General features: G+C 65.3%; 24 protein-coding genes and 1 tRNA gene. 15 read left to right on the forward strand and 10 right to left on the reverse strand.

Annotated features, from left to right (window positions below; translation table 11 throughout):
- Positions 1–27 precede the first annotated feature (27 nt).
- On the reverse strand, positions 28–834 hold the full coding sequence (locus ACM0PB_RS05020; protein WP_065178794.1) for a glycosyltransferase family 2 protein: 807 nt from the start codon (positions 832–834) through the stop codon (positions 28–30).
- Between ACM0PB_RS05020 and ACM0PB_RS05025 the strand changes: the two genes are divergently transcribed.
- Positions 833–1,891 carry a CDP-glycerol glycerophosphotransferase family protein gene (locus ACM0PB_RS05025; protein WP_065178793.1) on the forward strand — a complete coding sequence of 353 codons (1,059 nt, stop codon included), beginning with the start codon at positions 833–835 and terminating at the stop codon, positions 1,889–1,891. The two genes, ACM0PB_RS05020 and ACM0PB_RS05025, sit on opposite strands and share 2 nt — an antisense overlap.
- A 92-nt stretch (positions 1,892–1,983) precedes the next feature.
- On the opposite strand, the gene ACM0PB_RS05030 is transcribed toward ACM0PB_RS05025, so the two are convergent.
- From ACM0PB_RS05030 to ACM0PB_RS05045, 4 genes are all read right to left on the reverse strand, one after another.
- Complete coding sequence (locus ACM0PB_RS05030) at positions 1,984–3,522, reverse strand: PH domain-containing protein (RefSeq protein WP_164229850.1); 1,539 nt, start codon at positions 3,520–3,522, stop codon at positions 1,984–1,986.
- On the reverse strand, positions 3,519–4,019 hold the full coding sequence (locus ACM0PB_RS05035; protein ID WP_053496994.1) for a PH domain-containing protein: 501 nt from the start codon (positions 4,017–4,019) through the stop codon (positions 3,519–3,521). Before ACM0PB_RS05035 ends, ACM0PB_RS05030 begins: the two co-directional genes overlap by 4 nt.
- A 72-nt stretch (positions 4,020–4,091) precedes the next feature.
- Positions 4,092–5,228: a GTP cyclohydrolase II RibA gene (gene ribA, locus ACM0PB_RS05040; protein WP_053496995.1), complete on the reverse strand. Its 1,137-nt coding sequence runs from the start codon at positions 5,226–5,228 to the stop codon at positions 4,092–4,094.
- A gap of 87 nt (positions 5,229–5,315) precedes the next feature.
- On the reverse strand, positions 5,316–6,236 hold the full coding sequence (locus ACM0PB_RS05045; RefSeq protein WP_053496997.1) for a lauroyl acyltransferase: 921 nt from the start codon (positions 6,234–6,236) through the stop codon (positions 5,316–5,318).
- 61 nt (positions 6,237–6,297) lie between these two features.
- Between ACM0PB_RS05045 and dtd the strand changes: the two genes are divergently transcribed.
- From dtd to ACM0PB_RS05065, 4 genes are all read left to right on the forward strand, one after another.
- Complete coding sequence (dtd, locus tag ACM0PB_RS05050) at positions 6,298–6,738, forward strand: D-aminoacyl-tRNA deacylase (RefSeq protein ID WP_005419588.1); 441 nt, start codon at positions 6,298–6,300, stop codon at positions 6,736–6,738.
- 90 nt (positions 6,739–6,828) lie between these two features.
- Positions 6,829–8,682, forward strand: a complete 1,854-nt coding sequence (gene rpoD / locus ACM0PB_RS05055) for an RNA polymerase sigma factor RpoD (protein WP_005419586.1) — start codon at positions 6,829–6,831, stop codon at positions 8,680–8,682.
- 592 nt (positions 8,683–9,274) lie between these two features.
- Positions 9,275–9,604 (forward strand): hypothetical protein, encoded by a 330-nt coding sequence (locus ACM0PB_RS05060; RefSeq protein ID WP_111108294.1) that lies wholly within the window; start codon positions 9,275–9,277, stop codon positions 9,602–9,604.
- A gap of 40 nt (positions 9,605–9,644) precedes the next feature.
- Positions 9,645–9,720, forward strand: a tRNA-Ile gene (locus ACM0PB_RS05065).
- Between the two features lie 93 nt (positions 9,721–9,813).
- Here ACM0PB_RS05065 and ACM0PB_RS05070 read toward each other — a convergent pair.
- Positions 9,814–9,972, reverse strand: a complete 159-nt coding sequence (locus tag ACM0PB_RS05070) for a helix-turn-helix transcriptional regulator (protein WP_488472680.1) — start codon at positions 9,970–9,972, stop codon at positions 9,814–9,816.
- Between the two features lie 1,198 nt (positions 9,973–11,170).
- Here ACM0PB_RS05070 and ACM0PB_RS05075 point away from each other — a divergent pair.
- The 3 genes from ACM0PB_RS05075 to ACM0PB_RS05085 all read left to right on the forward strand — a co-directional run bounded on the left by ACM0PB_RS05075 (position 11,171) and on the right by ACM0PB_RS05085 (position 16,139).
- The gene (locus ACM0PB_RS05075) at positions 11,171–12,964 is read left to right on the forward strand and encodes a DEAD/DEAH box helicase (protein WP_111108293.1); all 1,794 of its coding nucleotides are present in this window, start codon (positions 11,171–11,173) and stop codon (positions 12,962–12,964) included.
- 696 nt (positions 12,965–13,660) lie between these two features.
- Positions 13,661–14,302: a hypothetical protein gene (locus ACM0PB_RS05080; RefSeq protein WP_111108292.1), complete on the forward strand. Its 642-nt coding sequence runs from the start codon at positions 13,661–13,663 to the stop codon at positions 14,300–14,302.
- 61 nt (positions 14,303–14,363) lie between these two features.
- Positions 14,364–16,139, forward strand: a complete 1,776-nt coding sequence (locus ACM0PB_RS05085; RefSeq protein ID WP_239502811.1) for a serine hydrolase domain-containing protein — start codon at positions 14,364–14,366, stop codon at positions 16,137–16,139.
- 18 nt (positions 16,140–16,157) lie between these two features.
- Here ACM0PB_RS05085 and ACM0PB_RS05090 read toward each other — a convergent pair whose 3' ends face one another.
- The gene (locus tag ACM0PB_RS05090) at positions 16,158–16,550 is read right to left on the reverse strand and encodes a DoxX family protein (protein WP_019660763.1); all 393 of its coding nucleotides are present in this window, start codon (positions 16,548–16,550) and stop codon (positions 16,158–16,160) included.
- Positions 16,551–16,668: 118 nt separating this feature from the next.
- On the opposite strand from ACM0PB_RS05090, the gene ACM0PB_RS05095 reads away from it, so the two are divergent.
- Both ACM0PB_RS05095 and ACM0PB_RS05100 read left to right on the forward strand, forming a co-directional pair.
- A complete protein-coding gene (locus ACM0PB_RS05095; protein ID WP_164229870.1) occupies positions 16,669–17,088 on the forward strand; it encodes an H-NS family nucleoid-associated regulatory protein in 420 nt (139 codons plus the stop codon).
- Between the two features lie 49 nt (positions 17,089–17,137).
- The gene (locus ACM0PB_RS05100) at positions 17,138–17,545 is read left to right on the forward strand and encodes a hypothetical protein (protein ID WP_065186330.1); all 408 of its coding nucleotides are present in this window, start codon (positions 17,138–17,140) and stop codon (positions 17,543–17,545) included.
- A gap of 23 nt (positions 17,546–17,568) precedes the next feature.
- On the opposite strand, the gene ACM0PB_RS05105 is transcribed toward ACM0PB_RS05100, so the two are convergent.
- Positions 17,569–18,210, reverse strand: a complete 642-nt coding sequence (locus ACM0PB_RS05105; protein WP_164229859.1) for a glutathione S-transferase family protein — start codon at positions 18,208–18,210, stop codon at positions 17,569–17,571.
- 464 nt (positions 18,211–18,674) lie between these two features.
- Here ACM0PB_RS05105 and ACM0PB_RS05110 point away from each other — a divergent pair, with 464 nt between their 5' ends.
- Complete coding sequence (locus tag ACM0PB_RS05110) at positions 18,675–19,127, forward strand: PA2169 family four-helix-bundle protein (RefSeq protein WP_005419568.1); 453 nt, start codon at positions 18,675–18,677, stop codon at positions 19,125–19,127.
- A 253-nt stretch (positions 19,128–19,380) separates the two neighbouring features.
- Complete coding sequence (gene cml, locus ACM0PB_RS05115; RefSeq protein WP_414604782.1) at positions 19,381–20,568, forward strand: CmlA/FloR family chloramphenicol efflux MFS transporter; 1,188 nt, start codon at positions 19,381–19,383, stop codon at positions 20,566–20,568.
- A 70-nt stretch (positions 20,569–20,638) separates the two neighbouring features.
- Here the strand turns inward: cml and ACM0PB_RS05120 are convergent, their stop codons facing one another.
- Positions 20,639–23,989 (reverse strand): autotransporter domain-containing protein, encoded by a 3,351-nt coding sequence (locus ACM0PB_RS05120; RefSeq protein WP_414604781.1) that lies wholly within the window; start codon positions 23,987–23,989, stop codon positions 20,639–20,641.
- 174 nt (positions 23,990–24,163) lie between these two features.
- Here ACM0PB_RS05120 and ACM0PB_RS05125 point away from each other — a divergent pair, with 174 nt between their 5' ends.
- The 3 genes from ACM0PB_RS05125 to ACM0PB_RS05135 all read left to right on the forward strand — a co-directional run bounded on the left by ACM0PB_RS05125 (position 24,164) and on the right by ACM0PB_RS05135 (position 25,429).
- On the forward strand, positions 24,164–24,682 hold the full coding sequence (locus ACM0PB_RS05125) for an SLOG cluster 4 domain-containing protein (RefSeq protein WP_032954557.1): 519 nt from the start codon (positions 24,164–24,166) through the stop codon (positions 24,680–24,682).
- Positions 24,683–24,773: 91 nt separating this feature from the next.
- Complete coding sequence (locus ACM0PB_RS05130) at positions 24,774–24,974, forward strand: hypothetical protein (protein ID WP_005419561.1); 201 nt, start codon at positions 24,774–24,776, stop codon at positions 24,972–24,974.
- Positions 24,975–25,078: 104 nt separating this feature from the next.
- Entirely contained in the window at positions 25,079–25,429 is a 351-nt protein-coding gene (locus tag ACM0PB_RS05135; RefSeq protein WP_005419560.1) for a VOC family protein, read from the forward strand.
- Positions 25,430–25,554: 125 nt separating this feature from the next.
- Here ACM0PB_RS05135 and ACM0PB_RS05140 read toward each other — a convergent pair whose 3' ends face one another.
- A complete protein-coding gene (locus tag ACM0PB_RS05140; protein WP_005419559.1) occupies positions 25,555–25,857 on the reverse strand; it encodes a KGG domain-containing protein in 303 nt (100 codons plus the stop codon).
- Positions 25,858–25,962: the final 105 nt, after the last annotated feature.

Consider the following 25,962-nt stretch of genomic DNA (forward strand, 5'->3'; position numbering starts at 1 on the left):
GTCGGCGCGCCGGGCAGGGCCCGGCGATCAGGGGTTCGGCGGGTCGGCCACGGCCTGGCCGTTGCCCAGCATCCACAGCATGATGGTCTTCTGGCGCACGTAGTTGGCGCGCACATAGGCGTAGACCAGGCCATGCCAGCCGTCGCGGAAGCCGCCACGGAACACGAAGCCGCGCCAGAACCGCCAGGCCGGTGCCAGCACCAGCTTGCCCAGCGTGGCCCGTTTACCGCGCGCGAACTCGTGCTCGGCCATCATCCGCGCGTACTTCTCGGTCTTGGCCAGCTGCTGCTGCAAGGATCGGTAGGGATAGTGGACCAGGTCGCCGCGCAGGGTACCCACACTGCCATCGACGCTGGCGGCCTCGTGGATCTCGCGCTTGCCGCGCCAGCCGCCACGGCGGCGGTCGAACAGGCGCATCACCCGGTCCGGGTAGGCATTGCCATGGCGCAGGAACTTGCCGAAGTACTCCGACAGGCGTGCGAAGCGATAGCCGGCATGGCCAGCGAAGCCACCGTCGCGGGCCTGTTCGATGGCCGCACGCAGTTCCGGGCTGATCCGCTCATCGGCGTCCAGGCACAGCACCCAGTCGTGGCGGGCCTGCTCGACGCAGTACGCCTTCTGGCTGCGGAAGCCGTCGAACGGGCGCTGCAGCACGCGGGCGCCTGCGGCCTCGGCGATGGCCACGGTGGCATCGGTGGAGTAGGAGTCCACGACGACGATCTCATCGCAGAAGGCCAGTGAGGCCAGGCAGTCGCCGATGCGGCCGGCCTCGTTGAACGCGATAATGCAGGCCGAGATGCGAGGCCGTTCGATGGGAGCGGTCGTGGAGGACATGATGGCCGGGTACCTGTTGTTTGCGACGGAGCGCTATGCGCTGCCTATTCTCGCCCCGTTGGCGCAGGCCTTGCACGCCTCCGGGCAGGAGGTGGCAGCCTGGTTCGAGGGCGGCGCGGCCGGCAGCCAGCTGCCGGGAGTGCCCAACATCGGCCTCAAGCAGGCGCTGGCAATGCGGCCGCGGGCGGTGTTCAGCGCCGCCAACTGGGTGCCGACCTTCCTTTCGGGAGCCAAGGTGCAGCTGTTCCATGGCTTCAACGTGGAGAAGCGGGACAGTGCGCGCGGCCACTTCCGGGTGCGCGGCATGTTCGACCTGTACTGCACGCAGGGGCCGGCCACCACCGGGCCGTTCCGCGAGATCGCGGCCCTGCAGGGCCACTTCGCGGTGGCCGAGACCGGCTGGCCGAAGCTGGATCCGCTGTTCCGCGACGATGGTGGCGAGAGCGCCGCGCTGCGCGCCGCCGCTGGAGGACGCCCGGTGATCCTGTTCGGTTCGACCTTCACCGAACGCCTGAGCGCAGCCCCGCACCTGCATGCGCAGATTGCTGCCGACATCGCCGAGGGCAAGCGCTACTGGCTGCTGACCCTGCACCCGAAGTGCCCACCGGAATTGTTCGAACGCTACCGCGCGCTGGCCGGTGCCAATGCGCGCTTCGTCGAGCCGGAGCAGGTGATGGCTGCACAGCGCGCCGCCGATGTGCTGGTGTCCGATACGTCCTCGATCGTTTCGGAGTTCATCGTCCAGCACAAGCCGGTGGTGACCTTCCGCAACCGGGTGCCCAAGCCGCACATGATCGACTTCGACGACCCGGTGCAGCTGCCGGCGATGCTGCAGCGCGCGCTGCATCCCGACGCCGCGCTGCAGGCGGAGATCGTGCGCTACGCCGATGCCATCCATCCGTACCGCGATGGCCTGTCCAGCGAGCGCGTGATTGCGGCTACCGAGGATTTCCTGTCCGGTGAAATGGGCGTGCTGCGGCGCAAGCCGTTCGGGAGCTGGGTGCGCGACCTGCAGATCCGCAAGGACCTGGGGTATTGGGGGCCGTCGCAGCGGTAAGCCGAGCGTGGGCTCGGCTCTACAGTAGATCCACGCCATGCGTGGATGCGCGACCCCAGGCCGCGGTAGTGCCGGCCAGCGGCCGGCACTGCCTACCAGCGCAGCTTGCGCCGCGCCAGCGCGGCCGCCAGTTGATCCATCACCTGTTGCGCCTGCGCCTGCGGCAGGTAGTGCAGGATCAACGCCACATCACCATGCGCGCCGGCGGTATCCAGCTGCAGGCTGCTGGTGCCCAACAGCTTGTCCAGTGGCGAGCGCAGCAGGCGCAGGCCCTGCACCTTGTCCAGCTCGGCCCAGCGCCACCAGCGCTTCCACCAACCGCCGCGCACGGCGACGTAGTGGTCATCCAGATACCAGCCCATGCGCGCCATCTGCCGGTGGGCCACCAGCAGCGCCAGCGGCAACCAGGCCAGCACGATCAGGCCCCATGATCCCCAGCGCCAGTACGCGGCTGCGGCCAGCACGGGGACCAGCAGCAGCGCACCCAGGCACAGCCGCCACCAGCCACGCTGGGGAATGGACTGCCACTGCGCCGGTGGCCACTGCAGTTGTGGCAGCAGGTGCTGCACCAGCTGCTCGCAGCGCATTGCCGGGGCCAGCGGTGCCAGCTCGCGCAGGGCGCGGTCCTGGTCCCGCGAAGGGCCGCCGGCGGCGCTGTCGATGCGCAGCTGGCGCAGGCCGAACCAGCGATGCAGGGTGGTTTCGTGCAGCGTCCAGGCCTGGATGCGGCGACGCGCGACACTGCTGCGGGTTCGGCTGACCAGGCCAGCCGAGACGGTCAGCCGGCGATCCTGCTCGCTGAGAGTGAAGCCGTGATAGCGCAGCAGGGTCAGCACCACCGACAACGCCCGCAGCGCCAGCCAGCCCAGCAGCAGGGCTGCGGCCAGCAGCAGGAAGGCGCCGGCCACGCCGGGATGCAGGTGGCTTGCGTAGCCGAAGGCCTCCCTGCCACCACGCTGGATGGCCGCGTCCATCACCGGCCGCGGCACGGTCTGGAACAGCACGCCGAAGGCGGCGATCGCCAGTGCCCATCCGCGGTTGGAGAGCAGGCCCATGCGCACCACGTCCCAGCTCGACAGGCGCAGCAGCACCTGTTCGGTGTCGGTCCCGGTGATCGAGGGCGTGGCGACGACGTCGGCGGGCTGCGGTGCCTGCCCACGCTGGCGCACCAGCCGTTCCAGCGCCAGCGCCTGGTCCAGCCTCAGTACCCGCATCTCGGCTTCCGGCCGCACGCCGCCGGCCGATTCCAGGCGCAGCTCGGCCACACCGAACAGCCGGTGCAGCGGGTTCTGCCGCACTTCCACGTTGTGGATGCGGGCGAACGGGATCTCGCGGCGGTTGCGCGCCAGCAGCCCGCTGCGCACGGTGATGGCATCGCTGCCGATGCGGTAGCGGTAGCTGAGGTACTGCAGCACCGAGACCAGCACCAGTGCCGCGATCGCCGACAGTGGAATCAACTGCGCCCACATCGGGTCGCGCTCGCCACGCTGGCCGAACACCAGCAGCGCGACCAGCGGCAGGAAGTAGTGGCGCAGCTGCATCAGCAGTACGAACAGCCACGACCACGGGTGCAGGCGATGGTCCTCGCCACCGGCAGGCAGCGATGCGGGCAGGGGCGGCGGCAGGCTCACAGGGCGTCGGCGTCCTGGTCGAGCTGGTGCGAGAGGGTGTCGCGCAGGCGCTCGGCGTCGGCTTCATCCAGGCCGTTGACGGTGACCGCGCTCATGCGGGTACCGGCAGTGTGCACGATCAGCGTGGCCAGGCCGGCGCGGCGCTCCAACGGGCCCCGGCGCAGGTCCAGGTGTTGTACGCGCGATATGGGAATGCGGGTTTCCAGCTGCCACATCAGGTCGCGGCGCAGGCCCAGGCCCTGGTCATCCAGGCGCCAGCGGGTGCGGGTCAGTCGCCGGCGGCCGAGCCAGGCGCCGAAGAGGATGCCGATCAGCAGCCCCAGGGCGGCAGTCCACAGGCCGCCGGGCAGATCGAAGAACCAGGCAGCTGCGGCCAGTGGCAGACCCGGCACGAACAGTCCGCCGAAGGCGCCTTCCAGTGCGGCCAGGCGGGCGGCACGTTGCGGCAGCGACTGCCAGGCATCGGTGGGCGGGGCGATGGGGGCGACGTCGGTCACGCGGGCTCCGTCAGGTGGCAGGGCGAGCGGCGGCGGTGGCCGCACCGCGCAGACGGTAGCAGGTCGGCTGCGTTACTGGGCAGCCTGGATCAGCGCATCGACATCCAGCAGGTGGCCAGCACGATCGGCCTTGGTGCGCAGGTAGTGTTCGTTTTCCGCGGTGATCTCGCCGGTGACCGGAATGCAGTCCAGCACCTCGATGCCGGCATTGCGCAGGCGCTGTGCCTTGGTCGGGTTGTTGCTGAGCAGAGCCACGCGCGAGATGCCCAGGCCATGCAGCATCGCCACCGCACTGCCGTAGCGGCGTTCGTCGGCACCGAAGCCCAGCTGTGCATCGGCGTCGATGGTATCCAGGCCGTCGTGCTGGTAGCCATAGGCGCGCATCTTGGCGGCGATACCGGTGCCGCGGCCTTCCTGGTCCAGGTACAGCAGCACGCCGCCGCCCAGTTCCTTCAGCTTGCGCAGCCCGCGCCGCAGCTGGTCGCCGCAGTCGCACTTGAGCGAGCCGAACAGGTCGCCGGTCAGGCACGAGGAGTGCACGCGTACCGGTACCACCGACGACAGGTCCGGTTCGCCGACGATGATCGCGACCTGGTCGCGCTGGGCCACTCCGCCGCGGAACACCGCGAAGGTGGTCATGCCGACGTCGCGCAGCGGTACCGGCGAACGCGCCACCAGTTCGTAGTCGTGGGCCGCATGTGCTGCGCCTTCGGCCAGGTCGCACAGGGCCACCTCGGCGGCACCGTCGAACGTGTGGTCATCCACGTCCAGGCGCACCGCGACCATCGCCGGCAGCAGCAGGCCCAGGCGGGCCAGCTCGACCGCGCCGGCATCGAAGGCGTCGCCGGCTGCCCAGCCGTCGGGCATCGGGCCGGGCTCGCGCAGGTAACCCAGCGAGGGCAGGGTATCGAAGGCAATGCCAGCCAGCGGCAGGCGCGCGCCTTCCGGTGCTTCCACGCCGAGCACGCGGGCGCGGGTCGCGGTCAGGAACAGGTAGTGGCGCTCGCGCGCGGCACCGGCGAACGTGGCAAAGCTGCTGGCAGTGGCGCTGTCCAGTGCAATCACCGCCAGGCGCTGGCCCTGGCCATCGTGGAGCAGTACCGGGCGACCGGCACGCAGTTCGGCCACCGCGCGTTCGCAGCGGATCGCGGCGGGATCGCCGAACAGGGAAGAGGCAGCAGGCATGGCAGGACCGGGGGAGGCGGACATCGCAGTCTCTATGGGGGCGCCGGCGTCGTATTCAACGTGGTGCGGCCGCCGGTCGCAGGGGCCGGACGGGCCCGCGTGGTGCGACCGTCAGTGCGGATGCTCTTCGGTCGCGTACGGGTCTTCCTCGCCGCTGCCCGGTGGCCGCAGCGTATAGCGCTTGTAGGTCCATTGGTACTGCGTCGGGTCGCGGCGGGCGATGCGCTCGATGCCGGCGTTGAGCGCGGTGGCCGCCACCTGCGGGTCCGGGTCGGCCACGGCCGGGTCGGTCGGCTCGATGTGCAGGGCGAATTCCATGTCCGGCCCAACGCGCTCGCACCAGCCATACAGCACGGTGGCGCCGGTGCGCTCGGCCAGCCGGTTGACCAGGGTCATGGTCAGTGCCTGCACGCCGAAGAACGGCACGAACACGCCGTCGCCGGCCTTGGGTTGCTGGTCCGGCAGGATACCGGTGGCACCGCCGTCCTTGAGCACCTTGAACAGCTGGCGCACGGCGGGGCCCTCGGCGCGCACCTGCTGCACGTTCTGGCCGCCCCGCACCAGCTGCAGGAAGGCGTCGCTGGCCTCGTCCTCCGGTGGCTTGTAGACGATGGCGATGTGCCCGCGCGAGGCCAGCCACTGGTTCAGCAGCTCCCAGTTGCCGAAGTGGGGTGCGGCCACGATCACGCCCTTGCCGCTGGCCAGCGCCGCGTCGTACAGGGATTCGCCGTGGCGCTGCTTCAGGTGCAGGCGCAGGTTGTCGGCCGGCCTCTGGCTCCACAGCCGCAGCGTCTCGATGGCCTGCAGGGCGGTGGAGCGCAGCAGCTCGCGGTGCAGGCGGTCGCGCGCCGGACCGTCCAGTTCCGGGTAGGCCAGTTCCAGGTTGCGCCGGGTGACGCGGCTCTCGCGAGCGTTGAGACGGACCCACGTCCACGCCAGGGCATGCGCGAACGCCCGCAACAGTGGCCAGGGCAGGCGGGCGAACAGGGTGGTGGCGCGGTAGACCAGCCGGGCTTTGCGTTGCGGATTCATCGGCGCCAGTTTAGCCAAGGGCGCTGCTATCGTGGCCGGCCCTGTTCATTGGAAGCCCACGATGCTCGTCCTGATCCAGCGCGTCAGCCAGGCCGCCGTCCATGTCGACCAGGAAGTGGTGGGGCAGATCGGCCCCGGCCTGCTGGCCCTGGTCGGCATGGAACCGGGCGATACCGAGGCCCAGCTGCGACGGATGGCCGAGCGCCTGCTGGGCTACCGGGTGTTCGCCGACGAGGCCGGGAAGATGAACCGGTCGCTGCGCGACACCGGCGGCGGCCTGCTGCTGGTCAGCCAGTTCACCCTGGCCGCCGATACCCGTTCGGGCATGCGCCCCAGTTTCACGACCGCCGCACCGCCGGACGAGGCTGAACGCGGGTTCAATCGATTTGTCGAGATCTGTCGTGAAAATCACGCGCCGGGGGTGGAAACGGGCCGATTTGGAGCCCATATGGTCGTCAGCCTGGTCAATGACGGTCCCGTGACCTTCCTTCTCAGGCCCTGAGCCTGCGGGACCACCGCCCGGCAGGCGGGGCCCCGGGCTGGTATAATGCTACGTTCCCTATTTCTCCCTAGCCGGTGGCGCGAGCACTACATGGCCAACGAACGTCCTGCCCAATCCGAAATCAAGCAACTGATCAGCAAGGGCCTGGAACAGGGCTACCTGACCTACGCCGAAGTCAATGACCATCTGCCGGACGACATGGTCGACCCGGAACAGATCGAAGACATCATCGGCATGATCAACGGCATGGGCATCGATGTCCATGAAGTTGCGCCGGATGTGGAAACCCTGCTTCTCAACGATGGCAACACCGGCAATCGCGAAGTCGATGACACCGCGGCTGAAGAAGCTGCCGCCGCGCTGAGCGCGCTCGACACCGAAGGTGGCCGTACCACCGACCCGGTGCGCATGTACATGCGCGAAATGGGCACCGTCGAGCTGCTGACCCGCGAAGGCGAAATCGCCATCGCCAAGCGCATCGAGGAAGGCCTTTCGCAGGTCCAGGCGGCCCTGGGCCAGTTCCCGGTTTCGGTCGAGTCGCTGCTGAACGACTACGAAGCCCACAAGGAAGGCAAGAAGCGCCTGGCCGAAGTGATCGTCGGCTTCAACGACCTGGTCGACGAAGAGCCGGCACCGCCGGCGGTCGTTGCCGATGACAGCGCCGATGCGGACGCCGAAGGCGACGAGGACGAGGACGACGATGTCGACGGTGGCGATGAAGAAGCCGCACCGACCGGTCCGGATCCGGAGGAAGTCGCCGCGCGCATGCAGGCACTGAGCGATGCCTTCAACGCTTTCAAGAAGGCCGCGACCAAGGGCGACAAGAAGAACCTGCCGCGCCTGCGCGAAGAGATGTCGGCGGTGTTCGTCACCCTGAAGCTGCCGCTGCCGCTGACCGACGTGCTGACCAAGCAGCTGCGCGACACCATGGCCGACATCAAGTCGCATGAGCGCCGTGTACTGAACCTGGCCACCGTCACCGCGCGCATGCCGCGCAAGGACTTCATCCGTTCCTGGGAAGGCAACCAGACCAACCTGGAGTGGGTGGAAGACGCGCTGAAGCGCAAGCAGAAGTGGTCGTCGGCCCTGCGCGAAGTGAAGGACCAGATCATCGCCGAACAGCAGGCGACGATCGACATCGAGAAGCTGACCCAGCTGGACCTGGAAGAGCTGAAGGAAATCAGCCGTGCCATGGCCTACGGCGAAGCCAAGGCGCGCAAGGCCAAGAAGGAAATGGTCGAGGCCAACCTGCGCCTGGTGATCTCGATTGCCAAGAAGTACACCAACCGTGGCCTGCAGTTCCTCGACCTGATCCAGGAAGGCAACATCGGCCTGATGAAGGCCGTGGACAAGTTCGAGTACCGCCGCGGCTACAAGTTCTCGACCTACGCCACCTGGTGGATCCGCCAGGCGATCACCCGCTCGATCGCCGACCAGGCGCGCACCATCCGAATTCCGGTGCACATGATCGAGACGATCAACAAGTTGAACCGCATTTCCCGCCAGATGCTCCAGCAGTACGGCCGCGAGGCTACGCCGGAGGAGCTGGCCAAGGAAATGGACATGCCGGAAGACAAGATCCGCAAGGTGATGAAGATCGCCAAGGAGCCGATCTCGATGGAAACCCCGATCGGCGACGACGAGGATTCCCATCTGGGCGACTTCATCGAGGACACCAACGTGGAGTCCCCGATCGAGAACACCACCAACATCAACTTGTCCGAAACCGTGCGCGACGTGCTGGCCGGCCTCACCCCGAGGGAGGCCAAGGTGCTGCGCATGCGCTTCGGCATCGACATGAACACCGACCACACGCTGGAAGAGGTCGGCAAGCAGTTCGACGTGACCCGCGAGCGCATCCGCCAGATCGAAGCGAAGGCCCTGCGCAAGCTGCGTCACCCGAGCCGTTCGGAGCAGCTGCGCAGCTTCCTGGATATCGATTGATAGCCAGCGGCTGTTGAAGCGTTGAGAGAAACCCCGCCTGGTGCGGGGTTTTTCTTTTTTGGGCGTTGCGCGTGCCTTTCCTGCTTTTCTGTAGAGCCGAGCCAATGCTCGGCTGCTGTTCGCGATGACGTATCCGGCAGATCTTCTCAACAGGTGTCGGTTGCTTGCCGCACCTTGTGACGCAACTGGCCTGAGAATTGTTGATCCCTTCGCTGCGATTCATCGTCGCAGGAGACCGTCACCCGGCCGAAGTCCAAGCGGCTCAACGATCCAAGTACCCAGCTTCGAGTACTACGCGCATACGCTGTCGCAATCGCCAATTGAAGCCACTACCTTCTCTTCCACACAGTCCTCCGCAGGTGCTCAACACACCGTCGTAGGCGGACTGTCTGCCGCAACAGCAGGCAATCCAAGGTCAATCCGCAACTCTCGCCATTCCGGTGAGCCCAAGGGTTTCTGGCCGGGTGGCGCGCAGCCATACAAGACCCTGCAAGGGGAAAAGCTGCGGGCGGCCCTACGACCGTGTTGAAGCACCCGGTCGCCTCTCTCAACAGGAGGCGGAAGAGGTTCGACGAATCGTAGGAGAGTGAGTATGGGGCTGACGGAGATTGGCGGTGGGTGCGGCTGGGGTGTCTCGGATACGCGTGGCTGCGACTTTCCCCCGTTGTTGGACTGGGACGATGTGCTGCGTGATGAGCGCGAGGACCCATTGGGGTTCGCACGACGAGCGACGTTGGCGTTGCTGACACAGTCGGGTGCCGGACTGCTTGCTGGCTTCGGTGGCGATAACCAGATTGGGCTGGAAGAGGCCAGAAGGACGGTGGCGCTGTTCCAGGCACACCTGCGGCGGCAGGCGTGGTTCGCGGAAGCGGCGGAGAAACGGTTGGGTCGTGTTGCTGAGGCTCTTGCTGCTGCCGGGTAGCCGATCTAGCGCGGCCTCCACTACACTGTGACGCTGCGCAGGGCCTATAGCTCAACGGTTAGAGCAGGGGACTCATAATCCCTTGGTTCCAGGTTCGAATCCTGGTGGGCCCACCATCGAATCAGGCACTTAGGGTCATCCGCAGTGCCTTCTTCGTCAAGCCAGCGCCGCACGGTGACCGCTCGGTGACCGTTTACGCTCCGCTGCTGTCACAGTTGGCCGGCTGGTCGCTCCACATCCTCGGGCGTCCACTGCGGGGCGCTCCTGCGTGCGTGGATCCAACGCCGGATGTCGCTCTGGTACCAGCGAGTGCCGCCGCCGACCTTGTGCCTGGGCGGGAATGTGTCCTTGTCCATTTCGCGGTAGATGTAGCTCTACTTCATCCCGGTCCGGGTTTCGACCTGCTCGAGCTTCAGCAGGACTTCGGGGATGTTCTCAGCTGCGCCCATCTCGAGCCTCCGCTACTTCAGTGGTGGGTGCCAACAGCAGCGCAGTGTGCGAATCCGATCGCGCCGTGGACACAAGGTTTGCGATCTATGTCAGGTCCATGGTGGGGTTGCCCCGTTTGACCTGGCGCCCGTAGCACCCTGATGGCTTGCCCAGTGAGCCGGTGCCGGGCCGAGCCGAGCCGACCAAGTAGGCCGCCCAGGGGCGGCCTACTTGCGTTTCGAGGGAGTAATCCGTGGTGGGTGCGGCCGTAGTGACGTTGTGGCGGTGAGCGGCTCGTCACGTAAGCCCGTCAGCGGTGCGATGCCTGGGCAGCAGCAGTAGGTCATGCGCTACTACGACGCTAGATGTAACCGGTGTAACCAGTCTTCCCCCATGACTGGAACGCACCCAAATCATACGCAAGCCGTTGATATATATTGATTCGGGGGCACTGTAACCAGCGCACCAATGTAATCAGCAAAATCAGCGAGTCAGAACTCTCAAGCAGGAAACGGCAGGCGGCAAGGCAGCAGTCATATCGGCAAGACGGTTGGGAGACAGGAGAAGCGGCAGCGGGAGAGGGGCGAGAGTGCCCGGACAGGGGCTGTAACCAAAAAAGTGTTCCACAACCCCATTTCATAGCTTTCCTGAAACACTGTAAGTAGTGGTGCGTTCTTCTTGGACGCTATTGGATGCCCTCTTGCCTCTATTCTTTGGCGACTGCACGTCTGGCATCCATACGACCGCTCAACTCCTCACCAATCACCCCCATTTGGTGCAGGGATTCGCAGGTGGCGGCATGACCCCTCAGCGCCCCCGACAGCCTTGCTGGGCCTGCTGCTGGCCCGTGCGCAGGTAGCGCAGAAAAAGCACCCTATGAAGTGCGCAGGCGTGGCGGGGAGACGAGTGCGCGCGCTTGGTGGACGTGGCCACGGCTGCAGCGGCCTGGCTTAGCCAGATGATGGCAAACCGCCCGTCTATCGCGCCGTTATGACGCCCCTTGGCGCGCTTCGATTGCGCAGTAGCCATGACGCCGGAGGTCTAATGTGCCGGACTGTATGGCGCGGGCGTACACGGTTGCCTTAGTGGTGGCAAGATGAACGGGCCATTTGGGCAGACAGAGGAAGGCAGGGAGCCGTGACCAGAGTCTTTCAAACGATTGAGCCAAGTATCGAGAGTAACGACCGGATTAGAGAGCCTCAGCGCGAAGCCTACCGCGAGTTGAAGAAATTTGCGGAGGGTGGGGGCAATGACCGTGAGGTCGGAATTATTCTCCCAGTTGGATGCGGAAAATCCGGGACAATCACCATTTCGCCATTTGCGTTCAAGGCGCGTCGTGCGTTGGTGGTGGCGCCAGGGCTGAATATTGCAAGCCAATTGGCACGCGACTTTGATCCGTCTAATTCGCACATGTTCTACCAGAAGTGTGCGGTGATCACGGACCCTCCGTTTCCGGAACCCGTGGAGATACGTGGTACCGATAGCAATCGAGGTGATTTGGAAGAGGCAGATGTTGTCATCACGAATGTTCAGCAGCTTCAGGGGCAGGACAATCGGTGGCTTACTTCACTGCCAGATGACTTCTTTGACCTAATCCTGTTTGATGAGGGGCACCATAGCGTTGCGGCGACGTGGGAGGCGGTTAAGGCCAAATTTCCTCAGGCACGTATCGTAAACTTCAGTGCCACTCCGCTTCGTGCTGATGGGCAGGTGATGGGCGGGAAGGTCCTGTATTCCTACCCTATCTTTAAAGCGATCGAAGCAGGGTATGTGAAGCGCCTAAAGGCGCTTCAGCTAAACCCAAAGACGCTCAAGTACGTTCGGCGAGAAGACGGCCAAGAGATAGAGGTTGAACTTTCCGAGGTGATTAGGCTGGGTGAGGACGATGCCGGCTTTCGACGGAGCATCGTCACATCTGAGGAGACGCTCAACACGGTCGTAGACGCATCCTTGCGCGAACTTGATCGCCTTCGAGGCGCTTCCGGAGATCCGCGTTTGAAGATTATTGCGTCCGCACTCAACTACGAGCACTGTCTCCAGGTCGTTCAGGCCTATGCGGCAAGGAATCGCAAGGCGGCCTTTGTCCACTCTAGGGAGGACAATGCTGCGAACGAGCGCGTTATGAAGCGCCTAGACGCTCATGAGCTTGATGTCATTGTTCAGGTGCGAAAGTTGGGTGAGGGGTTCGATCATCCGCATCTGGCGGTGGCAGCAGTTTTGAGTATTTTCTCGAATCTATCGCCGTTCGTTCAGTTTGTCGGACGAATCATGCGAGTTATCAAGCAGAATGCTCCTGGTGACGTTATAAATAATGGGACGGTGGTGTTCCATGCTGGGGCCAATATCGCGCGGCAATGGAAGGACTTTCGAGACTTTAGTCAGGCTGATCAGAGTTACTTTGATCAGCTTTTGCCGCTAGAGGGATTGGGTGAAGAGGATGGTGCTTCCCGTGAGTACGAGCCATTTGCTCCGCCTGAGCTGCCAGATGTAACAGGGCAGTCGGAAGTCCATTTGGAAGAAATCAGTCTTCTCACCAATGAGGCTGCTGCCGCCATCGCGCTCCTGAAGGAGCAAGGGATCATCCAAGGAGACTTCGATCCTGGGACGCAAACATTGAAGCCGATACCGGTGACGAAAGTCGCGGCTAGGCAGGCTGCGCGTCAAGCTCTGAACAGCCGTGTCCAACTGGAGGCAGGACGGTTGCTTGCAAAAACCAAACTCAGTGCAGAGGGGCGTCAGCTTGATCGGAAGTTCCTAGGAAAGTCGAACTATCAGATTGTCGCTGGCGAGCTTCACTCTCGAGCAAATGCTCTCGTAGGAAAAGGCGCCGGAGAGCGAAGCGAGCTGACTCAAGCTGAATTGAATACTATTGAGGCAGGCTTCGCTGATATTGTTGAAGGCGTTGAGCGGGAGGTGATCCGTGGCGGCTAAATCTCTAGTTGTCCGTACAGAAGTTGATCGTGCGGGTAAATCACATGACTGCCAAGCAAATAAGAGCCACCGCGTAAGCATGGGTGATCTCAGGCTCAAGGTTCGCAACGGCAGAAGTTGGGATCATTACTGCGAGGAGTGCGGAAGAAAGATTCTGCAGAGAGACATTGAGAAGCTCCAAAAACTCCTGGAGTTTAAGGAGACTATGTAGCGGGCTGGCTGAGGGGATGTGGGGCGCTATGCCCTTCCCCGAGGCGCTGCAGTCACCGTGTTTGATGTAGTGCTCTGATTCCCGCTACTTAGGCGTGATGCCCCTCCGAGTGTTGGAGGGGCTTCATCTGCAGCGAGTTGGACGTTCCCTGTCGAGGGTCACATTCCCAGTTCAATGTGCAGGTGTACTAGTGCCATGGATCGCTACCGGGGCTGCTGCTTACCGGGATGAGCGCTGCTCAGACCCGGTTGCCAACAGGTCGCCTAGCACGGGGGGGCAGCCAATGAGCTTTGGCGGTAACATTGGCGGTAACTATGGTGGCTCGCATTTCTGTGAGCATTGCTACGATGGGTTCTGCGCCGAAAGTGTGATTGATGGTGGACCCACCAACCGACCTCGCACGACTTGTTGCAGATCTCATTGCCCCCCGCCCCCCGCGCGACCCGCAGCGTCGGTAGCATCTGATCCGCGCACAGGGATCGACCATGCCCAACACCGATATGCCGGTGGAAGACTTCACCACCGAAATCGAAGACAGCCGGCACCTGTTCGCCTGGTGTCTGGTCCACCATGGCCAGGTGCCCGAGGCGCAGGCGCTCGAACAGGCACGGAAGCGCTATCCCGACCAGAGCCCCGGCCGCGAATACGAATACGCGCTGATCTTCCACGACGAGCCCTGGCACTGGGCGATGCTGCACATGAAGGGCGAAAGGTATTGGCAGCAGCACCCGGAACTGGCGCAGCCGTCGCTGGACTACGAAGCCGAATCGGACGCACTGTGCCTGGCCCGCGGTGAGCAGGTGCCACTGCTGGATGAGGACGAGTACCTGGGCGCGCTCGCGCATGCGCGCCACATGCGTGCATGGACGCTGGTCCATCAGGCGGGTCGTTCGCCGGATGAAGCGCGCCAGGAGGCGCTTGGTCACTACGCGTATCATCCGCGCCATCATCGCGGGCGATTTCAGGTTCACGATCCGCGTGACGGCTGGTGCCATGTGATGAGCGCATTGCATGGCAACGACTACTGGGCGCGACCAGAGCTGCGGGAACCGCCACAGGCCTATTGGAGCGAGTCCCGCGCCTTTGTTTCGGCGCAGGGAATCCGCTTGCCGGACCCTCCGGGCTGAGGCCTGCTCAGCCAGCGAAGGCGCAGCGCCATCGATCACCGCACTCTGTGCCGAATGACACATGCCCTGCCATTTCTGCTGGCGGGAAGATGGCGGCATCCTGAAGTGGAGTGATCTGATGCCTGGTACGCTCAGTCGTCGCACCTTCCTGGCCAATGCCGCGGCTGTTCCGGCGGCCACGCTCATTCCCACCGGTGTTGCCACCCCGGCGCGGCCAAGCGTCACCACCGCGAGCCTGATCGACGCGGAACGCGGCGTGATCCGCTCGGCCATGGACGGCAGCGGCATCGGTGCCGCTGCCGTCTGCCTGGTCGAAGGCGGGCAGGTGCGCTGGACTGAAGGCTTCGGTCACGTATCAGGCCAGGGCAGCGTGCCCGTAGACGCCAGCACGATGTTCAGCATCCAGTCCACCTCGAAGAACTTCGCGGCGGTGGCGGTGCTGTTGGCCGTGCAGGACGGCATCCTTGATCTGGACGCGCCCATTACCCGCTATCTGCCGTCGTTGACGGTGCGCAGCCGCTTCGAGCATGCTCCACAGGAGCGCATCAGCCTGCGCCTGCTGCTTGCCAATCGCGCGGGATTCACGCACGAGGCGCCACTGGGCAACAACTACGAACCGGCGTCGCCGGGCTTTGATGCGCACGTCCGCAGCATCTCGCAGACATGGCTGCGCTTTCCGGTGGGTACGCGCTATCGCTACTCCAACCTGGGCTTCGACCTTGCCGGTCATGTCCTTGAGCAGGTTGCGGGCATCAGCTATCCGGCCTGGCTGCAGCGCCGGATCTTCGAGCCGCTGGGAATGCACGACAGTACGGCCGATGCGTCGGTCTACCTGGCAAGCAAGGTGCGGGCACTGGGAACCCAGGAAGGCCATACGCAGGTACCGCCGGTGACGCCGCTGGTGGTGTCGGGAGGCGTGTGGACCAGTGCCGCCGACATGGCGAAGTATCTTGGCTTCCTGCTCGGTGGCGGCCGATCCGGTGCGCAGCAACTGCTTGAGCCCCGTCTCTGGGACGAGATGCATGGTTTCGGCCTGGGCGGCGACTACGGGCTCGGTGTCATGCGCAGCGAACGCCTCTACGGCAGTACACCGGTGCGGCTGCTGCACCACCGCGGCGGGGGCTTCGGATTCGGGTGCGTGTTCACCTACTGCAGGCAGGCAAACGCTGGATTTGCCGCGATGTTCAATCGCGCGACGTCTGCGGGGTACGGCATCGGCGAGCGTCTGCTCGATCAGCTGTTGTCGGCGCGTTTCGGGCCCCGTCAGCCGCGTGTGCCCCTATCAAGCCTGGCGCCGATCAGGTTGACCCAGGACCAGATGCAGCAGATGGCGGGAAGCTGGATCGGGCGCAGCGGCAAGGCGAAGATCGGGGTTGCCGGAAACGGGGAGCTGCAACTGCATCGAGGGGCGCACGCCGAGGGTACCCGCTTTGCGGCCATCGACGGCGATCAACTTTTCACTGTGGACACCGATGGAGAGGTTGCGACGTACCGTTACCATGCGGCGACGGACATGCTGCCGGCGTACCTGGAATGCAGCAACGGCGAGGATGGCCTGGACCAGAACGATCCCATCGATGGGCCCACCGGGCCGCAGGCGCCCCATTGGCAACCCTGGCTGGGACGCTATCGCGTTGACCAATGGGGCAAACCATCGATGTTCGTTGTGCTGGAGCAACGACACGGCTGGCTGTACATCGATGGCATCCGCCTGGTTGCTGAGGTGGAGCCAGGATTGTTGTTCACCAGCGATGGCGAAGCGGTGGATTTTCGCGGCTCCCAGCCGACATGGCGCAACCTGCGCCTGCGGCGCGTCGCGCCCATGGGCCAGGGGTGATGGCGGCATGCCGCGCGCTCATCCGCGCCGCCCACGCCCATCGATGCTGTAACGTCCCGCCCCGGTGCACGCCAGCAGCAGGAAGCCGCCGGCGAGGCCCAGGTTCTTCAGGAACATGATCTGCTGGGTCTGGTCGGCGAAGTTGTGGTGGAAGATGAAAGCGGTGACCAGGCTGAAGCCTGCGAGCACGACCGCCACCAGCCGGGTCTGGAAGCCGAGCAGGATGCACAGGCCGCTGCCGATTTCGAACGCGATGGTCGGCCAGAGCAGGATGCCGGGTACTCCCATTGCCTCCATGTAGCCCTGGGTACCGCTGAGATCGCCGAGCTTGCCCAGCCCGGAGACCAGGAACAGGGCCATCAGCAGGATGCGTGCAAGCAGGTAGGCGAGCGAATGCGATGAAGTGCTCACGTCGAGGTCCTCGGAGATGGCCGACGCAGGCGATCGGAGCCCACCGGCGGTGAAGCCCGTGTCTACGCGCCGGGCAGGGCGCCTTGACAGCTGCCGCGCTGCAGTAGACCTTTCCCGCATGATGATCGATATTGAATCGCTCAGCCTTCGCGAGCTGGGTGCCCTGGTGGTTGCCGCTGAACGGCGGAAACAGCTGATTTCCAGCCGCCGTCCGGCCAGTGCGGTGCGGCGGATGCTGAAGGCCGCCGCCGCCGAAGCCGGCTACACCCTTGAAGAACTCTTTGGCGGCCAAGCCTCGGAAACACCTGCGCCCGCCCGAAAAGCCGTCCGCCGTAAATCCGGCAAAGTCGCGCCCAAGTATCGCGACCCGGAATACAAGCGCCTGACCTGGACCGGTCGCGGGCGCATGCCGCGCTGGTTGGTGTCCAAGGTGTCGATGGGCCACAAGGTCACCGATTTCCTGATTCCTGGCTTGGCCAGGCCGACCGCTGGCAGGACCAGCACCATCGGCAAGCGGACCGTCATCAAGAAGGGATGACGCTGCAGCACTGCTACCCTGCCCGGGTCTTTCAACCAAGGAGCACGGGATGGCACACGAGAGTGGCATGACGATCACGCCGAAAGCCCTGCACGCCGCCGCAGTGGCGGGCATGTTGGTCAGCCTGCTGGCCTGGGCGGTGGAATGGAGCGGAATGGCCTATGTCTGCCCGTACTGCCGCGTGCAGCGCACGGTCATCGGCGTGCTCGGCCTGCTGACGCTGTTCGCGCGCCCGGGGAGCCTCATCGTGCCCTGGTTGTCGTACACAGCGGGTGGCTTCGCGTTCGTGGTCGCAGCGATGCAGCACTTCAACGGTTGGAAACGCATTTCCGCAGGCGACTTCAGTTTCAATGAGCAGTGGTACATCGACCCTTGGCTGTTGTCGGGCTGCGCAATGCTGATCCTGGTGGCGCAGCTGATGCTGGTGCAGGCCGCCTGCCGGCGCAGCTTGCGCTGAGTGTTTCCACGCATGGCGTGGAACTACCCGTTCTGGAACACCGCCAGCTGCGCGGCGAAGGCGCGCTGGTAGGGGGGCCGCTGCGTCGCGCGGGCCACATAGGCGGCCACCGTCGGATACTCGTCGAGCAGCCCGCTGCTCTTCAGGCGCAGCAGCACCGAGACCATCATCAGGTCGCCCACGCTGAAATCGCCGTCCAGCCACGGCGCCTTGGCCAGCCATGTCGACAGTTGCGCCAGTCGCGCCCGAACCCGCTCATCCAGCAGCGGCAGCCGCTGTGCGTACCACGGCTGCTCGCGCTCCAGCACCCAGGCCATGGAGCGCTCAACGATGGGGGGCTCCACCGTGTTCAGCGCAGCGAACATCCACATGATCGCGCGCATGCGGGCGTCCGCGTCGCGCGGCAGCAGGCCGGGGTGCTGTTCGGCCAGATGCAGGACGATGGCGCCGGATTCGAACAGGGTCCGGTCGCCCTCCTGCCAGGTGGGAATCTGCCCGAACGGATTGCGTGCCAGGTGTACGGGCTGCTTCATCTCGGTGAAGGTGAGCAGTTGTACGTCATAGGCTACCGACAGTTCCTCCAGTGCCCAGCGCACGCGCATGTCACGGGCCAGGCCCTGGCCACGGTCGGGGGAGGTGGCGAAGGCGGTGAGGATGGGAGGCATGGGGTCCGCAATCAAGGAGGGCTTTGATGATCTGACGAGCGAGTGTGCCGGAAATCGACATGGGTGTCGGTGCTCTGCACGTCGCCTGCACATGTCCTGCACGCACGCACCGTCGCCGATCCATCAGTCTGCCGGGGTCATCCGCAGAGACAGGTAGCAGGCATGAATACTCCCGGAAAACCGAAACCCAGTTGGCGCCAGAGAAACGTGCTGATGGGAGCGATCGCCGCGGTCCTGGTGATCGTACTGATCATCCTTTTCGTACCTTGGTGAGCCTGCCCGGGCTCGCTCGATGTGATCCACGCGCCACTGTGGCGTGAAGCAGTCAGTGCGGGTTGAGTGACGTGATGTGCGTATCAATCGCTGCTCACCCGGGAACCACACAAGCATGTCCACAGTGGATACGCAGGCAGCGCAGTCGAAGCTGCTTTTCTCCCCTGAAACGAAGATACAGGAGCAACGCCATGAGCACCCAGTCCACCATCGAACATCGCCTCAACGACCTGATCGAGATCGCTCGTGACGGCAAGTCGTTCTATGAAGAAGCGGCGACCAAGGTGAAGGATGCCGAGCTGTCGGCCTTGTTCACCCGCATCGCCGGCGTCAAGGGCCGCATCGTCGCGGCGCTGAGTGGTTCGGTGGCTGCCAGCGGCGGCAAGCCGGCCGAGCATGGCACCGTGGTGGGTTCGATGCAGCAGTTCTACGGCAAGGTGCGTGCAGCCTTCGGTGACACCAACTATGGCTATGTGGCCGAGCTGGAAGAGTCGGAGGACCGCCTGCTGGGCGCGTTCAAGGACGTGCTGAAGGACAACGAGCTGCCGCCGGCGGTACGCCAGGAAGTCACCCAGCTGTTGCCGGAAGTGCAGGAATGCCACAACGTGATGCGCGCGCGCAAGCATGCGATGAAGGCGGCCTGACGATCAGCGGCGTCCCACTCCCCAGGGACGCCGCGGCCGGGGCGGCACCGCTGCCCCGGCCACCCTGAATCGGTCGCTGCTACACTCTTGCCGGTTCCGCACTGCCAACAATGAGCACCATGAACAACGGGAACGGTCCGCAGACAGTTCGCTGAGCCGCAACAACGACGCAGACGTTGTTGCGGTGAACATCCCTGCGAAGCATGCGAAGTGGATGGATCACCGCCGGACTCACTCTGGGCGGAGACTCCCCATGTTCAATCGACAGGCCCCGCGTTGGGCCCATACCCTGCCATCGGCCATTGCGCTGATGGCGCCGTTCGACCTCCTGGCCTCGCTGGCCATGGATATCTATCTGCCTGTAGTGCCCTTGATGCCCGGCGCGTTGGGAACATCGCCTGCGCGGGTGCAATTGACGCTGAGCATCTACCTGCTGGTGCTCGGCGTCGGCCAACTGCTGTTCGGCCCGTTGTCGGACCGGATCGGGCGCCGCCCCGTGCTGTTGCTGGGGGCGCTGCTGTTCACCGTTGCCTCGTTTGCGCTGGCGCTGTCCAGCAATAGCGGGTTGTTCCTGGCCTGGCGCACAGTGCAGGCGATTGGCGCGTCGGCAGCGCTGGTAGCGACGTTTGCCACCGTCCGCGACGTATACGCGGATACACCGCAGGGGGCGTCCTTGTATGGACTGTTCGCTTCGATGCTGGCCTTCGTGCCGGCACTGGGGCCGATGCTGGGTGCACTGGTGGCTGCGGCAGCAGGCTGGCGTGCGATCTTCGTGCTGCTGGGTGTGCTTGGCCTGGTCGCCGGCCTGCGTGCGCAACGCCTGTGGCAGGAAACCCGACCCGCAGGGCGCAGGGACGCTGGACCGGCACTGCAGAAAATTCTTCGCAGTGGTGCCTTCTGGGTCTACACGCTGGGATTCAGTGCCGCGATGGGCACGTTCTTCGTGTTCTTCTCGATCGCACCGCGCGTGCTGGTCGAGCGCATGCAGTACTCCCAGATCACCTTCAGCCTGGCGTTCGCGACGGTGGCACTGGTGATGATCCTCATGTCGCGCATGGCGAAGACGTTCATCGCGCGCTGGGCGGTGCCTGGCACATTCGTGCGTGGCCTGTGCGTGATGGTGGCGGGCGTGTTGTTGATGGCGCTCGCTGCGGAGTTGCCACTGTCATTCGCCAGCGTCGTGCTGCCCATGTGGGGCATCGCGGTGGGGCTGGTGATGGTGGTTTCGGTGGCTGCCAACGGCGCGTTGAGTGAGTTTGCCGATGCGTCGGGTATGGCGGTGGCGCTCTACTACGCGATGCAGAGCCTGATCGTGGCCTGCTTCGGAACACTGGCTACGGTGCTGCTGCCGGGCGATACGGTATGGCCGCTGGTGGCCTATGGGCTGTTGCTGCCAGTGGCCAGCCTGGTCGCCGCGGCGATGTTGCGCGGCTGCCGCTAGCCTCGGCCGGTGATAAAAAAAGGGCGGCCATCAGGCCGCCCCAATCCTTCATGAGAACACGTGACGGGAACTAGAAGCGCACCGACCAGCGCACATTCGCACTGTGGTCGCGGCTTTCACTGCCGAACTGGCCGCTATAGCCCAGTTCCAGCTGCTGTCGCGGGGTCAGCCAGGCCGACAGGCCCAGTTCGGCTACCACCGCATTGTCGGCGATCGGTGCGCCGTTGACCGCGAACGTGGTGCCGCCGTTGGCGAAGGCAAGGTTGGCGATCTGGCTGCGATCCCCCGAGGCACGGCGATAGCCGACGCCACCGCGCAGGTGCAGCCAGCTGTCCTGCTGGAACGAAGCCTTCAGCCCCTTGTCGAAGCGCACACCGGCGGTCGCGATCGTGGTTCCGGTATCGTCCACCTTGCCCTGCAGCGCCGCCGCTCCGCCGCGTTCGGTGACGCGCTTGAGATCCACCTCCACGCGCGCGACCTGCAGGTAGGGCTCCAGCCCGGCTTCCGGGCCACCGAAGCGGTAGCCAGCTTCGATGAAGGCCTGGCGGGTACGGGCGTCGTAGCGCGCGCTCAGGCTGTCGCTGAAGCCCGCGAAGGCGACATCACGTGTGCTCTTCACCTCGTGCTTGCTCCATGCCACGCCACCACGCAGGCCGAAACCGCCCCAGTTGTGGCTGGCGTAGGCACCGAAGTGCGTGTTGTCGATCTCCGACTTGGCGCGACGCTCCTGCTGCTTCACGTCGGTGCGGCCCGTGCCGGCCAGCACGCCGACCTGCCAGCCGGAGAACTCGCGATCGATGCCGACCAGCAGGCCGTTGCTGTTCGCTTCGGTGCGGGCGGTGTTGAAGTCACCGTCCAGCCTGCTGTTGCCACCGATGGCCTGCACCCACGCACCCGTCGCATCACCCACGTCGCTACCGGGCGCGGCGGCACCGGCACGGCGTGACAACGCGGCATCGCGCACGTAGCGGCTGCCCTCGACCAGGGCGATGGCCGTGGCCGGATGCAGCTCGCCGCTGAGGCCATCGAGCACGCCTCCGACCTGCTGCGGGAACAGCTGGGTCAGTGGTTTGGGCAGGCCCTGGGCGATCGGCAGCAGGTCGGCGGCGGCCGCCACGGCACGCTGGTTGGGCGTGTGCGCGGCGGTGGTCAGCGATGCACCACGGGCCACATCGATGCGCGTGCCGTTGGTGCCGTAGGCCAGGCTGAACTGCAGGAACGGGGAGAACGCGCTGAAGTCGGTCTTGGCGAACTGGCCGTTGATGCCTCCGTCGGCACGCAGGAAGTTGAACTGCTCGCCGAGGTAGTACACACCCGGCTCCGGCAGCGCGACCAGCGTGCCGCCAAGGGTGGCGGTGCCGGTCACGTGCAACTGGTCACTGCGGCCACCCGGGGCCAGCTCGGCGGCATAGACGCCGGTGGCACCCTGCACGTAGTTGCCGTTGATGGTCAGCGTGCCGATCGAGTTGCCCGGCGCGATGATGCCGTCCACGCGGGTATTGCCGAGCGTGCCGACGCCCTTCAGCAGGCCGTTGGCGCCGACCGTGGTGGTGCCGCCGGTCTGCGTGCCGTTGAAGGACACCACGCCGCCATTGATCACCAGGTTGCTGTTGTTCAACACGCCGCTGGCGCTGACCGCGCTCACGCCACCGGTAGTGGTCAGTGCGGTGGAGACCAGGCTGCCGTTGAGCAGCAACTGGCCGCCCTGTACTTCGACCGCCGAGGCAAGCGTGTTGGCGCCGTTCAATTCCAGCGTACCGTCCTGCAGTACCGCGCCGTTGAAGCTGTTGTTGCCGCTCAGGCGCAGCCAGCCGATACCGGATTTGGTCAGCTTGCCAGGGCCACCGATGTCGTTGGTCCAGTTGTCCCAGGCATCGCCTTCCCAGACTTTCAGGCCGCCGGCCTTCTGGTTCATCACCACGTTGGTGTCCACGCGCAGCGAGCCATAGCCTTCGATGGCCTTCTTCAGATCCACCATGCCCCAGCCGTAGATCGGATCGATGCCCGCTGCACCCAGGTCGCGTGCGGTGGTCAGCAGCACGTCGCGGACCTGGGCGTTGTCCAGATAGGGGAAGCGCTCCATCAGCAGGCCGAGCGCGCCGGTGATGTGCGGCGCCGCCATCGATGTGCCCGTCTTGGTGCCATAGACATACTGGGTGTTCTCGCTGTCGATGATCAGCCGCACGTAGGCGGAGGTGTTTTCGATGCGGCCCTGGATATCCCCGGAAACGATGGTGCTGACGATGTCGGTGCCGGGTGCCGAGATGCACCAGTTGGCGGCAACGCCACAGATGCTGGAACTGCCATCGATCACGTAGTCCGTTTCGCCCGCAGCGGCGTTGGGCCGGCGGACGTTGGCCACGGCCAGCCAGTACGGTTCCAGTTCGGGCTTCCAGCGCGGCATGGCGGCCGTGATGCCGGCGACGGCGCCGCTGCCGTTGCCAGCCGACCAGACCTGGATGAGGGTGGAGCCCGGGGTATCGCCATTGCTGGCGTAGATGCTGCCGTACACGCCGTAGTCGGCACCGATGTTGGCGTACTGCTGGTCCAGCGCGGCGGCGGTCATGTTGCGCGTGGAGATGCCCCAGCTGTGGTTGATGGCACGCACGCCCTGCGCCTGGATCTGTGCATACATGTCCAGCGTGGCGGCGTCATCCGGATCGGTGCGGTAGACCGCGCGCGGGCGATAGTAGTTGTCCGGATCCAGGCGCCACTCATAGTAGGTGTCGCCGAACACGCGGGCGGCGGTGAGATCCGCACCAAAGGCCACGCCATGCATGCCGGTGCCATTGCGGTTTGCGCCGATGGTGCCAAGCACATGCGTTCCGTGGTCGGCGTAGCTGAAGCCATAGGGCTGGCCGGCCGCGATCAGGCGTGCCGCGAGTGCGGCCGGAACGCCGGCACCGAGGCCATAGTAGTTGTAGCCGGGCTGTTCGCCGCGGGTCTGCCCGCAGGCACCGGTCCCCGCGACCACACCCGGCGTCGGGCAGTCGGCACCGATGGTGATGCTGGAGGTATTGCGTCCTGCAAACTCCGGATGCGCCAGTGCGGACCCCGAGTCGAACAGCGCCAGGCGCACACCCTTGCCGGTCAGGCCGCGTGCATAGGCGTAGTCCGCGCCCATCGCACCCAGGCCCCAATCGGCGTTGAACTCATCGCTGCGCCAGCTGGCCGGATCGCCCGGGTTGCCAAGAACGGCGGTGCTGCTGGCGGCAGGTGCAGCGGCCGTCGCTGCGGGTGCAGCGTTGGCAGCAGGCTGCGCCCATGCAGCCTGCATCTGGCGCTGCTGCTGCCAGGCCTCGAGTGATTCGCTGGCCATGGCCGGCAGTGCAGCGGCCAGCAGCAGCGAGCTGGCGACGGCAAGCGCCAGCGGGCGGTGCGACAGGGAGCGGGACGAACGGCCGTACAGCGGGTGATTCATCGGACAACTTCCTTGGTTGACGGACATCAAGGCCGTTAACGCAACGGCATGGCGATATCCCCCAGTAATGTGAAGGGATTTTTATGAACGTGTTAATGTTTTGTGATCGGTGCACGACGTGGCTCCGCCGGGCCGGGCACCGCGACCTTTCTTGCCGAGGCCTTGGAGCCGTCCATGCGTAACGCATTGCGTAAACCACAGTTGGCGATATTGGGTAGTGCCGATCCTGGCAGCGACGCGTTCGAGCGCGCAGCTGAAGCAGGGCGTTTCCTGGCCGTGCAGGGCATCACGCTGGTCAGCGGCTGTGGCAGTGCCGCTACGCGGGTAGCTGCCGAGCAGGCAGTAGCCGCCGGTGGCCAGGTGCTCAGCGTGATCCCGGAAAGCGGCATGCCGGCAGCCGATTGGCCCGCCACGGTGGTGGTGCCCTGTGGCATGGGCGATGCGCGCAACCTGATCATGGCCCTGGCCGGTGATGCCTGCATCGTGATCGGCGGGCGCGCCGGTACGATCTCGGAGGTTTGCCTGGCCTGGCTGCACAAGCGGCCGCTGCTGCCGCTGGTGGGGGCCGGTGGCTGGTCCGATGCGCTGCCGGACAACCCGCCGGACGAGCGCGGCAATTCGCCGATCCTGCCGTGGCGCAACATTGATGAGCTGGCCGGACAGCTGCGTGTGCTGGGGTTACTGCACCGCTGAGTCGAGCGGCATCGGCCTTCACCCAGCGTCCCGTGTGCAGCGCTAAGGTGGCCCGGCCTGGGCTCACCAGGCTAATCAAGGAGCGATGTCGATGCGCACTTTCAGGAAAGTGATCGCCGGTGTTGTGTTCGCGTTGGCCTGCAGCGGCTCGGTGGCCGTGGCCGGACCAGTCCAGCCCTGCGATCTGCCCTGCTGGAAGGCTTACCAGGCATGTGTGTCCGGTGGTGGTGATGCCATGGAATGCCAGTACGAATACGATCGATGTGTCATGGAGCGCTGCGGCGCGGTGTAAGCCCAGCCATGCTCGGCTGAAGACGGGCCTCGTCCGTGGCGGGGCTCTTCTGTTCGTGCGCAAGGTCGGGCAGTCTCGACACGTTCTTCCTGGTGGAGTGGAACATGGCCGTCAAGCGTGTCGTCGCCAACATCGCCACGTCCGATCCCTCACGTGCCGCTGCGTTCTATGGCGAGCTGCTCGGCATGCCGGTGGTGATGGACCATGGCTGGATCGTCACCCATGGCGGGCAGAGCAGTGCGCTGGCGCAGGTCAGCTTCGCCAGTGAAGGAGGCTCGGGCACGCCGGTGCCGGACCTGTCGATCGAAGTGGACAATCTGCAGGACGTGCTGCAGCGCATGCGCGCGGCCGGCATCGCGCTGGAGTATGGCCCGGCCGACGAACCCTGGGGCGTGCGGCGCTTCTTCGTCCGCGATCCGTTCGGTCGGCTGTTGAACATCCTTGCCCACGCCTGAGCGGTGGATGGTGCCTCGCCACGCCTGACGGTGCGCGCGGGACGATGACCGTCTACCGGCGTGCTGGCCCTGCTCGCGGCATCCGGGCTGCTCCGGCAGCCCAGGCGCGCCTGGACGCGCCGCGGTCAGCCCTGCTGGCGTTGTGGACCGTCCCTCGTTGGCGTCGCTTCGGCCGCTTGCCGCTGCTGCCGTGCATTGGCGTGGCGAGCGTGCCCGCCTTCGCGGCCGATCGCTGCCATGTGCTGGCGGTTGCGGCTGATCGCCTCGCCGCCCTTGCGGCCGGCCACGCGTGCCTCGGCCGGGCTGAACTCGTGTGCATTGCCGGACGCATGCGCGGCGCGTCCTCCCTTTGCGGCGATCGCGCGCTGCTTGTCCTGGTCCATCGAGGCGAAGCCACGATGGGAAGTGCCGTGGTGCTGGCCGGCCATGGGAAGGCTCCCGTTGCATGGAAGGGAAGCTCATCCTTGCCGGTGCCCGGCTAACGGAGTGTCCGCACCGGTGCGGCTGCCTTCACGCCGCACCGTACTGCTTTT

Source organism: Stenotrophomonas sp. AR029 (genome assembly GCF_047520695.2).
Classification (GTDB): domain Bacteria; phylum Pseudomonadota; class Gammaproteobacteria; order Xanthomonadales; family Xanthomonadaceae; genus Stenotrophomonas; species Stenotrophomonas sepilia.